Annotated in this window: 15 protein-coding genes; 13 read left to right on the top strand and 2 right to left on the bottom strand. The window is 60.7% G+C overall.

Annotated features, from left to right (window positions below; all coding sequences use genetic code 11):
- Positions 1 to 92 precede the first annotated feature (92 nt).
- From EPY72_RS14360 to EPY72_RS14300, 13 genes are all read left to right on the top strand, one after another.
- Positions 93 to 977 (top strand): biosurfactant protein 1, encoded by an 885-nt coding sequence (locus EPY72_RS14360; RefSeq protein WP_135806885.1) that lies wholly within the window; start codon positions 93 to 95, stop codon positions 975 to 977.
- Between the two features lie 144 nt (positions 978 to 1,121).
- Positions 1,122 to 1,310 (top strand): DUF8012 family protein, encoded by a 189-nt coding sequence (locus EPY72_RS14355; protein WP_135806884.1) that lies wholly within the window; start codon positions 1,122 to 1,124, stop codon positions 1,308 to 1,310.
- Between the two features lie 108 nt (positions 1,311 to 1,418).
- Positions 1,419 to 1,799 carry a hypothetical protein gene (locus tag EPY72_RS14350; protein WP_135806883.1) on the top strand — a complete coding sequence of 127 codons (381 nt, stop codon included), beginning with the start codon at positions 1,419 to 1,421 and terminating at the stop codon, positions 1,797 to 1,799.
- A 68-nt stretch (positions 1,800 to 1,867) separates the two neighbouring features.
- Entirely contained in the window at positions 1,868 to 2,530 is a 663-nt protein-coding gene (locus tag EPY72_RS14345) for a DUF6735 family protein (RefSeq protein WP_135806882.1), read from the top strand.
- Between the two features lie 37 nt (positions 2,531 to 2,567).
- Positions 2,568 to 2,852 (top strand): DUF7967 family protein, encoded by a 285-nt coding sequence (locus EPY72_RS14340; RefSeq protein WP_049983734.1) that lies wholly within the window; start codon positions 2,568 to 2,570, stop codon positions 2,850 to 2,852.
- A gap of 61 nt (positions 2,853 to 2,913) precedes the next feature.
- Positions 2,914 to 3,663 carry a helix-turn-helix domain-containing protein gene (locus tag EPY72_RS14335; protein ID WP_135806881.1) on the top strand — a complete coding sequence of 250 codons (750 nt, stop codon included), beginning with the start codon at positions 2,914 to 2,916 and terminating at the stop codon, positions 3,661 to 3,663.
- Between the two features lie 60 nt (positions 3,664 to 3,723).
- A complete protein-coding gene (locus EPY72_RS14330; RefSeq protein WP_135806880.1) occupies positions 3,724 to 6,102 on the top strand; it encodes a heavy metal translocating P-type ATPase in 2,379 nt (792 codons plus the stop codon).
- 203 nt (positions 6,103 to 6,305) lie between these two features.
- On the top strand, positions 6,306 to 6,722 hold the full coding sequence (locus EPY72_RS14325; RefSeq protein ID WP_135806879.1) for a DUF8025 family protein: 417 nt from the start codon (positions 6,306 to 6,308) through the stop codon (positions 6,720 to 6,722).
- A gap of 108 nt (positions 6,723 to 6,830) precedes the next feature.
- A complete protein-coding gene (locus EPY72_RS14320; protein ID WP_135806952.1) occupies positions 6,831 to 7,322 on the top strand; it encodes a DUF7995 family protein in 492 nt (163 codons plus the stop codon).
- Positions 7,323 to 7,325: 3 nt separating this feature from the next.
- Complete coding sequence (locus EPY72_RS14315; protein WP_135806878.1) at positions 7,326 to 7,691, top strand: DUF7568 family protein; 366 nt, start codon at positions 7,326 to 7,328, stop codon at positions 7,689 to 7,691.
- Positions 7,692 to 7,769: 78 nt separating this feature from the next.
- Positions 7,770 to 8,165 (top strand): DUF7567 family protein, encoded by a 396-nt coding sequence (locus tag EPY72_RS14310; protein ID WP_135806877.1) that lies wholly within the window; start codon positions 7,770 to 7,772, stop codon positions 8,163 to 8,165.
- 147 nt (positions 8,166 to 8,312) lie between these two features.
- Positions 8,313 to 9,263: a helix-turn-helix domain-containing protein gene (locus tag EPY72_RS14305; RefSeq protein ID WP_135806876.1), complete on the top strand. Its 951-nt coding sequence runs from the start codon at positions 8,313 to 8,315 to the stop codon at positions 9,261 to 9,263.
- Entirely contained in the window at positions 9,260 to 10,129 is an 870-nt protein-coding gene (locus EPY72_RS14300; protein WP_135806875.1) for a hypothetical protein, read from the top strand. Before EPY72_RS14305 ends, EPY72_RS14300 begins: the two co-directional genes overlap by 4 nt.
- Positions 10,130 to 10,179: 50 nt before the next feature.
- Here EPY72_RS14300 and EPY72_RS14295 read toward each other — a convergent pair whose 3' ends face one another.
- Both EPY72_RS14295 and EPY72_RS14290 read right to left on the bottom strand, forming a co-directional pair.
- On the bottom strand, positions 10,180 to 10,863 hold the full coding sequence (locus EPY72_RS14295; RefSeq protein ID WP_230892493.1) for a flavodoxin: 684 nt from the start codon (positions 10,861 to 10,863) through the stop codon (positions 10,180 to 10,182).
- A gap of 33 nt (positions 10,864 to 10,896) precedes the next feature.
- Entirely contained in the window at positions 10,897 to 11,910 is a 1,014-nt protein-coding gene (locus EPY72_RS14290) for an aldo/keto reductase (protein WP_135806874.1), read from the bottom strand.
- Positions 11,911 to 11,963 lie beyond the last annotated feature (53 nt).

Below are 11,963 nucleotides of genomic sequence, written 5' to 3'. Positions count from 1 at the left end.
CTGCTGATTTTCGATTGTGTACCTGTAGGATGATTGATGTGAGAGCTATTGTTTAAACCCGAAGACGAAGCATGATACGGCCAGAATACTCTATGACCGACCAGTACGCCGACTACGAAGCCCTCCGACCGCTCGGTGAAGCGACCCACGTTCCCGACGATCAACTCGCCAGTAGTAGTGGCGAGCCCCGGCGGCAACGCTCTGGTGGCGTCGACACGGACTATCCAGATGGCCCGACAGCAGATGAGACCGAGTGCGCTTCCTGTGGAGCGTCGATCCCCGCTGGCCAGTCGAAGTGCCGATTCTGTCTCACGAACCATCTCGAAGGAGCCGACGGCCAGGACACAGCGAATGCCGAACGGACTCTCCTCCACGTCATCCAGCTGCTCGTCGAGGCGTCAACGTTCTACGCCGCCGTCGGGAAGGGATCTGCTGCGGCGACCCTCCTCGCGAAGGCAGATGATGACCCAGTAGTCGATGACTGCAAGCTAATCTACGATCTCGACGAGGAACCGGCCCCACAGCTTGTTGATCAGTGGCCCTCGCTCCCCTCGGCGACACGGGTCACGTCTGAATGTGGTAATCAGCTGCTCGCGTCCGCTCGCAACCGGACACCGTGGACAGAGACGACGCAGCCCCGTCACGACGGTGAGCACGCGACGTTTCTCTACGAGGAAACCGGGGGTGGGGTTCGCTCCGAAGATCGTCTTGCAAGCCTACGTGAGGACGCAGACGACCTCTGGCTGGTGCCAGCGATTGCGCTCCAGGAATCCGTTGACAAGACCGATACCGAACAGCCACGACGCGAGCGTCCAAACAGAACCCACCTCGAGTGTCGAGAGTGTGATCGGGAGACTAAGCATCGATTCCGCGAATTCGAGGCTATCCCCGATGACGAGTGGACCGGGCAGCCAATGTGGGGCTGTCAGCGGTGCGGCACGCCCCGCTATGGACCCGAACCCGAAGCCGGTCAGTAAAGATGACGTCAAATTAACCAACAATTCTGGTGTCGGCTCGAAGTTGTTGGTTAACAGAAGCCAGCTCGCGACCACCCGACGATACCACACCTGCTGACTACCCGCCGGTGTTTTTCGGCGCCGAGAATTGGCGGAGGCGCACATATGGACCCACGCGACACACCCGGCTACCGGCTGCACCGCGCGCTCAACAATCTCACCAGTATCGACGGCGAGCAATTGGAGTCCGTCGATCGAGAGCGGATCAGCACAGCAACGACGCTTCTAGAGCAGGTAGAGCTCCTCACCCGACCGGATACGACGGCGGACGGTGACGCCAACGAAGAATCCTGACAGCACGACGCGTCGGCAACGCAGCGTCCTGTGGCCGTCACAGCGTGAGTGGTTGTTCGCCCCCCCTGAAGGGGTGCGGGGGCGCGAGACCGCTCCCGAGAACAACCCATGGCAACACTCCAAGCCGCAACGACATCGACCGGCGCGCTCGTATCGGATCCACAGGAAGTCCGCGAACTCTGTGAGAACCACTGCTTCGGGACGCTCAACTGGGAGGTGGATGACGACGGCGAACTGATCATCTGGGGCTACGACAGCTTCGAAGTGTACGAGGCTCGTGAGAACGGTCTTCCTGATTACGACGGTGGCATCGTCACCCACGAGTTCCTCCGGTCGCTCGCGGAGTATCTCGAACCGGACGAAGAATTCGACATCCAGACAGCCGGATTTACCAAGTGCCGATTTCCCGTGCTGGCGAAACGGTACGTCGTCCGCGACGGTGAGGTGCTGTACGCGGACCTCAGTTCCCCCGACCTGATCGACGAGTAGCGTTGTTCGTCCCCCGGGAGGGGTGCGGGGCGATCCAGTCGTGGGTCGTCCTGCGAGGTGATTGTTCAATGGGCCACCGCGCACTCGTTGCGTACGAACGAACTGACGGACAGTACACGCTCCACTACTCTCATTGGGGTGCAGCGAATCTCAAGCTCAAGCACCGAATTTCGGCTGAGTCGCCGTTCGGTGGCGACGACACCGACTCCAAGTGGGCGAAACAGCTGCTGGCTGAACTGGCCGATGGCCTTGAGGCAGATGCGATCGACGGCTACCTCGCTGACGAGGATCGACCGTCGACGGTCGTCGAGCTGAAGCCCCGCGCCACCGGGCTCACCCTTGAGGAGATCGTCGCTGACCACCTCGACTACCTCCACCACGAGGCGTTCTTCGTGGTGTCGACGACGTTCGAGGTGGCCGCCTATCGGACGCTGTGGTTCGGCCTCCAGTACGACTCGGAGACGGTCGAACAGGGAGAAACAGTCGGGAACGGCGCGCTTGCGACGGTGCGTTGGTACGACGGCGAGCCGGTCGGCGACGGCCACCTGCAGGGCCAGTTCGCGGCCCTCAAAGACGTCGTCGGCGATATGCTCGACAAGGGCGTCTTCACGCCGTCGACGGCGAGACAGTACCTGAAACGGAAGCTCGCTGAGCGAGTCGGAGACCGACAGGAGCTGCTCATTCCGACCGAAGAATCACCCTTCGAGACAGCGAGTCTCGGCAAGCCGTAACACCAATCCCTTAGTGGATACCGGGGAACACACAAGTATGTCAAATCAATCTGAAGACGGTCTTCGTGTCTGGCTTGTCGAACGAACGTACTCCGATGACGAACAGAACCTGATCATCCTCACCTACGCGACGCCCGATGGAGAACAGTACTATCGGAAGGAACGCGCACTCACGTCCTTCACCGACGTCCGAGACACGACAGCAGCAGTCGATGCTGAACCCGGCAATCTTGGCATGGTCGATGACCCCGACCTCCAAGAGCAATACGCGGCCGAAGCACAGCGAATGCAGGAAGTTCACGACCCTGACGACGTAATCTGAGGTCTACTGGTCGACAACGCTGCAGGCCATGGGTTATGTCGTAGCAGACCTTAGACGGGGTATGCGCGAACTCGTCTTCGCTCTCGAATACGAGCCCGGCTGCAACAGGGTGGCGGACGCTCTCGCCGACCACCCCGACGCTCGCGTTCGCTCGCTCTCGCTGCACGCCACTGCCGAGCGTCTCTGGCGGGTCGACCATGCCACCGGTACGCCTGAGGCGCTCAACGCCATCGAGGACGCCTTTCTCAACGGCGACTACTACGCTGACTGTCTCGCCACCGAGGACTGCAACGCCACACAGACCACCCGCGTCCTCGACCGCACGGACGACGCGCTCATCCTCTACTCAGATTGGGAGCGCACCCCTACCTGCGCCTCAGTCCCCCACATCGCTCGCGACCACCTCGGCGACGGCGTGCTGTTCGAGACTCGTCACGAGGGTCGCCACTACACGTGGCGACTCATCCACTCCGGCGATGGCGACGTGGCGGCGTTCTTCGACGCGCTTGAGGTCGCCGTCGGGGAGTGCGCCCAGATGGAGATGCTTCGCACAGCGGACACGACGACAGCAGCTGGGGGACGCGACGGGACACCGAGCGGCCTCCCGCCAGCCCAGGAGGCCGCGCTTCAGGCCGCGGTCGAACACGGCTACTACGAGTCGCCCCGCGAGGTCGACGTCGGCGAGCTCGCCGAGCATCTCGACGTGCCGCGGTCAACACTCACCTACCGACTCCGTCGGGCGGAAGAACATTTGGCGAAGCAACATGTTGCCGGCGAGCGGGTCACGGAAGAACGGCTGGCATCGCGCTAACGCACGGGTTTGGAATATTCCAACAAAGACATATCGAACTCCCGCTCCTACCGTAAGGTGATGACAGAGAACCCGGATGCGGATACAACGGGGCCAGCGAGCGGCGGCGGACAGCGACGGGAGCTGACCGCCCGCCTCACCGTCCCCGAAATGGACTGTCCCTCGTGTGCCCAAAAGGTCGACAAGAGCCTCCAGCGCGTCGACGGTGTCGTCGACGCCACGCTCCAACCGACAACCGGGACAGCCAGCGTCACCTACGATTCCGACCGCACGACCGAGGCGGAGGTTATTCAGGCAATCGAGAACGCAGGCTACGAGGTCGTCAACGGTGGACACAACACCGAAGAGACATCGGAGGGCGGGATGGAGATTGCTCCCCCGTCAGAGGTGTGGACGAGCCCGCGAGCGAAGAAGACGTGGATTGGAGCGGCGTTCCTCACCGTCGGGCTCCTCTTCGAGTTCCTCCTCGCAGGACAGAACATCGCCATCGCAAGTGTCCTCAACTACCCGCTTCACATTGCGGACGTACTCTTCCTCGTGGCAACCGTCGCCAGCGGTGTCCCGGTTGTTCGCGGCGGGTACTACTCGGCGAAGAACCTGAGTCTCGATATCGACCTGCTGATGGGGACGGCGATCATCGCCGCGACCGGCATCGGCTACTTTGTCGAGGCGGCGACGCTGGCTGTTTTGTTCAGCACTGCCGAAATCCTCGAGAACTACGCGATGGACAGGGCACGGAACTCCCTGCGCGAGCTGATGGAGCTGTCGCCCGACGAGGCGACAGTCCGCCGCGACGGGGAGGAGGTCGCCGTCCCCGCCGACGAGGTCGACGTCGGCGAGACCGTCATCGTCCGCCCCGGCGACAAGATTCCGCTCGACGGCACCGTCGTCGACGGCGGAAGTGCGGTCGACGAGTCACCGATCACGGGCGAGAGCGTCCCCGTCGACAAGACCGTCGGCGACGAGGTATATGCCGGCAGCATCAACGAAGAGGGCTACCTCGAATTTGAGGCTACTGCCCCCGCCTCGGAATCGACGCTCTCACAGATCATCGAAATGGTGCAGGGCGCACAGGAGCAAAAGACCGAGAAGGAGCAGTTCGTCGACCGGTTCGCTGGCTACTACACGCCGGTAGTCGTCGCCTTTGCGATTCTGACCGCCGCGCTCCCGCCGCTGCTCATCAACGGGGGCGCAACCCTCGGTCTCGCCGGCTTTTCACATACCTTCACTGGTAACTGGCAGGCGTGGTTCATTCGGGGGCTTACTCTGCTGGTGATCGCCTGCCCGTGTGCGTTTGTCATCTCGACGCCAGTCTCCGTGGTGTCGGGGATCACCAGTGCCGCGAAGAACGGTGTCCTCATCAAAGGCGGCAACCACCTCGAAGCGATGGGCGAGGTGGACGCCATCGCCCTCGACAAGACTGGTACCCTCACCAAGGGCGAACTCGCGGTCACGGACGTCGTAGCGCTTGGCGGTACGAACGACGAGACGGTACTCCAGCACGCGGCTGCACTCGAGCAGCGAAGCGAACACCCAATCGCCGAGGCGATACTCGAACGCGCCGAAAAGGATGCCGGCGATGACGTGCCGAGTATCGAGAAATTCGAGAGCATCACCGGAAAGGGGATCAGCGCAGACATCGACGGCGAGACGTACTATGCAGGCAAGCCCGCCCTCTTCGAGGAGTTGGGCTTCGACCTGTCGCACGCCCACCTCCGTGCCGACGGCGGCGCAGTCGCCGAAGTGGCCCACGAACAGTGCGAACGCGAGGACTGTGCCGACCTCGAGGACGGCGCGATCTCGCGGTTCGAGAATGAGGGGAAGACGGTCGTCCTCGTCGGCACGGATACCGAATTGATCGGCATTATCGCCATCGCCGACGAGGTACGGCCGGCCGCCGAACGGGCGGTCGCACGGCTACACGAACTCGGCGTCGCGCATGTCGTGATGCTGACCGGCGACAACGAGGGGACGGCCCGTGCGATCGCCGAACAGGTCGGCGTCGACGAGTATCGTGCAGAACTATTGCCCGACGAGAAGGTCGATGCCGTGGAGGCGTTACAGGCGGAGTACGGCGACGTGGCGATGGTCGGCGACGGCATCAACGACGCGCCCGCGCTGGCGACCGCTGAGGTCGGCATCGCGATGGGCGCGGCCGGAACGGACACCGCAATCGAGACCGCCGACATCGCGCTGATGGGCGACGACATCGGCAAGCTGCCGTATCTCTACGGGCTGTCGCACACGGCGAACGGCGTGATCCGCCAGAATATCTGGTCGAGCCTCGGCGTGAAAGCCCTGCTTGCACTCGGCGTCCCGCTGGGACTGGTGAGCGTCGCGGTCGCGGTCATCGTCGGCGACATGGGGATGAGCCTCGGCGTCACCGGGAACGCGATGCGCCTATCGCGGATGACGCCCGACCGGTTCTTCGACGCCTGAATCGCGTCGAAGAACAGAAAACACTGTTCACGATCGGTATTTTTCGGAAGTCAGCTCCAGTAGTCACATATGATGACGATCAGACGCCGGTAGTCGTCTCCTCCATCTTCGAGGAGCGGAAGCTACAGAGATGATTTGCTTCGTGGCAGCTGCTGTTTTTCAGGGGCGGGAATGGGTGAGCCCCGCCATAGGCTCGTGATTCGATGACCTCAGATGACGACCCGTTTCACGACCGCGAGTTGGATCCCGAGGCGGTCCTCGGGACACATACCTTCGAAGACGTCCTGTTCACCGACGAGACGGAAACCCCGGTGAACGTGCTCACCGGCGAGACACCGGCACATTCGCAAGCAACCGTCGAGGAAGCGAAGGAGTTCGCTGCGAGTATCGACACGGAGACGCCCCAGATCGCGCGCCCCGCATCCGTCGAGTCGCAGGTCGAAACACAGAGCAAGCCCTACACGGCGGCCGCGTTCTTCCACTTCAAGGCGACAGGCTCACTCCAACGCCACCGCGCCTACCACGCCGCCTACGAGGCGGACGCGTTCGTGGTCGACTTCGAGGCTGACTACGCGTCGGGCGACCTGACCATCACTGTCGGACGAGCGGACGAGGCCTGAGAATCCTCCGTCACGAGGAGAGTTTTTCGAGCGCCGGCGATGGGTGCCGGCGCAGCAGGAGCGAGCGAGCAATCACTCCCGGTGCGTCGGCGTTTCGAGGTGTTCGAGATGCACATGGTAATTTACGCTCTGGTAGAAGAATCGACCCACGACGACGCACTGGCCACCGGAAAGACGGTGTTCGACCGCCTGGTCGGCGCGGACCCACACGCCGGCGCCGTCTTCGATTACTACATCACGTTCGATGAGGAGGATACGTCCGTTGCGGGGAAGGCGCGATGGGGTGAGTTGCCGACTGCAGCCCCCATCGACTCCGATGACGGCCAAGACCTGCTTGAGCGTGGCTGGGAGGCGACGAAAGAGGAGTTCGAGCGGAATCTCAGCCGGGTGAAGGAGGCCATCGACGAGCTCTCCGACGAGGAGATCATGCGCGACGAGGACCTCGCCCGGCACGCCTTCCACAAGGTCGGTGCGTACGATGGTCCGACGATCTTCCTGTACAACGAATACGCGAACGGGATCCGTCACCGTGACCACCTGGATCGAGTGCTGGAGGTGAGCGAGGAGCTCTGGATCGTGCCCGCCGACGTCCACTTCTAACAGATGTCCCGGATCACAAATTGGAAGCGCGAGAGCCGCACGCCCACACTCGCATACCGGAATACGGAGACCGGCGCTCGGGCTGTCCTACACCGAGCCCCGGACTCGTACCGCTACAAGTGGCGTGGCGCAATCCTCGTCGACGGCTACCCGGTGTGGTCGCGGGGGTACGAGACGAAAGACGCGAAATCGTTCCGTGACGAGCTCCGTGACCGGCCAGCGCCCGAGCTGAGCTGTCCCGAGTGTCCGAGTAGCGACGTGGCAATCGGTGGGAAAACGGCTGACGGCGCGAAAGTTCAGCGCTGGTTTGAGTGTCGGAGCTGTGGGTACGAAGCATCCTCGAGAATCGTGTACGGCGCCGAGCGCTGATTGATAAGGGTGCATCTGCGAGGGCGTTTATTTTTGGGCCGAGAGGGGTGGCCCGTCTCAATCGGGCCAGGTTCACAGATGAGTCTGGAAGTTATCGACCGTCACAGCGAAGCACTGTTCGAGTTCCTCTGGTGTCCCGTCTGCGGGCACGAGGTATTCAGTCACATTCTGTTCGAGGGTGTGTTCTGCAAGAACTGCAACACGCAGGTCGAACTCCAAGAATCCCGAGAGACACGCGGCTACGAGGAGGCCGTCCTCGCCTGCTTCGACACCCACTCGACGTGGAACCTCCACGTCGACGAGAAGCTCCGTCGCGACCTACCCGATGGGTCGGCACGGGTGAAGGTCCTCGGTGCCCCAGACGACTATGAGGTCGACTGGTGGAGTCCGAAGCCAAATGAGGACTGGGAGCCGGTCGAACGTGGCGAATTCGACGATGTGGAGGAACCAGATGAGGTGTCACATCTGGCTTAGCGATGTTCGCTCCCCATTCAGATAGTAACTCAACAGATCATTGGAGACTGCGCTCGCAGATCGCATTGACGAATCGTTGTTGAATCGATTGTCGTCAACCTAAATCAGCAAACGTATTTATAGGTATGGTTCTTACAGTAGACACAGATGCTCACTAAGGCTGGACTCGCCGTCATCGACGCGTTGAGCACCGGCCGGGAAGCCACAGCAGCTGATCTCGCGATGGAAACCGAATATTCGCAGACTCATCTCTACGACGTACTCGACAAGCTACTCGAATCGGGGTTGCTCGCCGAACACCGTGGGGCAAACAACCAGCGGGAGGTCTCCCTCACAGACCACCCAGTCGTCGAAGCGTACCGGGCCCTTCGATCCGAACTTGGACACGTCGAATGGCCCGACCTTCTCTCGCCGGCTACACTCCGGGTATGCTGGTATCTCGACGAGCCCCGACGTGTGTCTGAGATTGCTGAGCGACTCAAGATTACTCGGCAAGGCGCCCACAAGGCGCTGTCACCGCTCAAACATCGCTCGATGCTATCCCCCTCCGGCCCGGAGTACGCGTTGAGTGAGGACCTCTCGCCGCTGCTGACGTTCGCTCGTGCAGTCGTCCGGCACGAGCACCGGTCGCGCGTCCGAAGACTTGCACCGAGTGCGACCGTCGAATGGTGTGATCCGAAGCGAGCACTCGTCCGCGTGCAGACAGCCGAGGATACGGAGGCACTCGAGGGCGCCACCGACTGGCAACTGACCGGGCTTGCTCGGTTTGCCGAGTACGGCCTGCAATTTTTCCTCGCTGGCGAACCCGCGTTCTGGTATGCTCCAGACATGGAACTCACACCTGCCGACGTAGTGTGCCACACGCTCGTCCTCGATAGCGGGTCCCGCCGTGTCAGTTATGCAATGCTCTTGATCGAGACATCGGACATCGGCCAAGAGACGCTGACAAGGACTTCGCAGTGGTATGGTCTAGAGTCTACGGTGACTGCGATGTATCGGTCACTCCAAGGAGAGTTCGACATCGCTGAGGACCTTCCTGTCGTCCTCCCGAGTGAAGCAGAATTCAGGGCACTCAAAGAGCAGTACGGAGTCGCATGACTGTATTTAGTGGTAGCGAGGCAATCAGGGCGTTTCTCGAAGAGTTCGACAGCTGGCTGTCAGAGTCCGTAACTGTGTATCTCCTTGGGGGATCGGCGATGACAGTTCACGGGTTGAAAGACCAGACGGAGGATATCGACCTCGCGCTTGGTGTGGTCTCTGAGTTCGAACACGTCTATCAGACGCTCACATCCAAGGGATTCTCAGTGGTCGGCGAGCCAACAGAGTCGTTTGAGGGCGTCGGGAAAACCGTCGAACTGCATCACGCAGAGCGTGGACTCCAGATTGACCTCTTCGAACGGCAGGTCGTCGGGAAAGTGTGGATCACCGACCGAATGCACGACCGGGCTGAAGAGTTCTGGACCGGCCGTCACGCAACAGCACACATTCTCTCCGATGAGGATATGTTTCTGCTAAAAGCGGTCTCCGGCGGAGATCTGGGGAGTGGCCGACGCCGCGACATCGAAGATATGCGAACGTATGCCCAGCGTGGGTTAGACTATGAGGTGATTCTGACGGAGATTGACGATCAGCGACCGTTCAATACTGGCTCCACTGAAGCACGACAGATCCGTGACCGCTCCCACCCGCTATTCGCAATCGAAATAGCGGTGAACTCATTGTCCGGGCTCCCGGATGCGTTCATCGACCGCATCGAAACGTTCGCGACAGCATTCGAGATCGAGTACACCATATTGAAAGCTGTTGACGAGGGCATCAACGGCGTCGAAGCAATTCAAGAGCGGGCCCTTTCGAATGTGCGGGCGCTTTCTGGCGATCAAGAGGACGCCGTCAATGACGCGATTGAGCGACTGGTCACGAAGGATATTCTCGAGTATGATGGTGAAACGGTTCGACTTCGGTGACGCAACAATTCCATGAGAGGGGTGCGGCCGCGGCACCGGCAAGGCTGAGGTTACATCTGAATCCTCTGTAACCACTCAGTCACTTCCGCCCTGACTTCCTCCCGCCGATCGTCTTTGATTGCCAGGTACACACCATCTCTCTCCAACCCACCCCTCGTGGAGAAGCCCTCCCGTACATCGGCATCTGGACAGCGGTCTTCTATCGTTTGAAAGCTACTCCCGACGCCATACCCACCATTCGTATTGAACGGGACCACAGTCTTCCCGCCCAAATCGTGTTCACTCAGAAAGGTCTTCATCGGCGGTGGCAACTGCATATCCCACGTCGGGGCACCGAAAAATACGGTGTCATACGCCTCGATATTCTCCACGTTACATTGGAGAGGCGGGGTGTAGCCCTCTTCGTTTTCTTGGTCTACCTGTGAGACGAGCGTGTCGTAATCGACGGGGTACGGGTCTGCCGGCAACACTTCGAACAGCTCTCCACCCACTTCTTGCTGAATGATTTCAGCGACAGCTTGGGTGTTTTCCGTACGAGAGAAAAACACGATCAGTACGCTGTCCTCATCCGCAGTTTGGGAGGGGGTATTCTGCTCTTCCGTCTCGGACCCGCTCTGGTGTATACATCCCGCAAGGAAGCCACCTCCTGCCACTGCAGCTGCCCCTAGCAGTTTACGCCGACTCGTTCTATCGATCTCCGAATCGTCCGAAGTACGTAGGGTATTCTCTCTCATTATGGAGTGACTGAAGCCACAGATCATCGAGCTCTAGTTGGCTTCCGACCCAGGGACAGGAGTGCCGGCAATCGGCAGGGGCTCGTACGGTTCTTCCAAGTACTCTAGCTCTGAATCCGTCAGGTCGATATCGAGTGCGTCGACGGCTTGTTCGAGATGTTCGACGCTCGTGGTGCCGACGATCGGTGCATCAACGACGTCCTGGTAGAGTAACCACGCCAGCGAGAGCTGTGCCATCGTCACCCCCTTCTCCGCAGCGAGTTCCTCGACGCGCTCGTTGACGGCCGGTCCGCCGCCCATCCGGTATTCCTCGTGCGTCTCGGTGAGCTCTTCGCCGCGGGTCGTCGCCGTCATCTCTTCGTGGGGGCGGGTGAGGTATCCTTGTGCGAGCGGACTCCACGGGATGACGCCGATGTCTTCTTTCTCGCAGAAGGGGAACATCTCCCGCTCGCCTTCGCGGTAGACGAGGTTGTAGTGGTCCTGCATCGTCATGAACTGTTCAAGATCTAGGTGCTCGCTGGTGTACAGTGCCTCGGCGAACTGGTGAGTCCACATCGACGACGCGCCGATGTATCGAACCTTCCCGCGTCGAACTGCGTCATCAAGGGTACGCAGCGTTTGCTCGATGGGTGTCTCGTAGTCCCACCGGTGGATCTGGTAGAGGTCGATGGTATCCATCCCCAGTCGGTCTAGCGAATTCTCCAGTTCTTGCTCGACAGTCTTCCGGGAGAGTCCCGACGCGTTCGGGTGCGGTTCGTCTGCATCGGAGAAGAGGTTCGTGGGGAAGTAGCATTTCGTGGCGACGACGTGTTCGTCGCGGTCGTACTCTCCGAGAACATTCCCAATGATCTCCTCGGACTCTCCATTTGAGTACGCGTTGGCCGTGTCGAAGAAGTTGATACCGAGGTCAATCGCGCGTTCGATAATTTCGCGCGAGCCCTCCTCGTCGAGCGTCCAGTCGTGGAAGTCGCTCACGCCGAAACTCATCCCGCCGAGACAGATGCGGCTGACCTCCATTCCGGTCGAAGCAAGAGTCGTGTATTCCATCGTCGTGCTCGGTTTGAACAAAGGACGTGAATCGCTTGGGCGTGATGCTAACG

This window comes from Halorussus marinus (genome assembly GCF_004765795.1).
Classification (GTDB): domain Archaea; phylum Halobacteriota; class Halobacteria; order Halobacteriales; family Haladaptataceae; genus Halorussus; species Halorussus marinus.
This window is presented reverse-complemented; position numbering and strand designations above follow the sequence as displayed.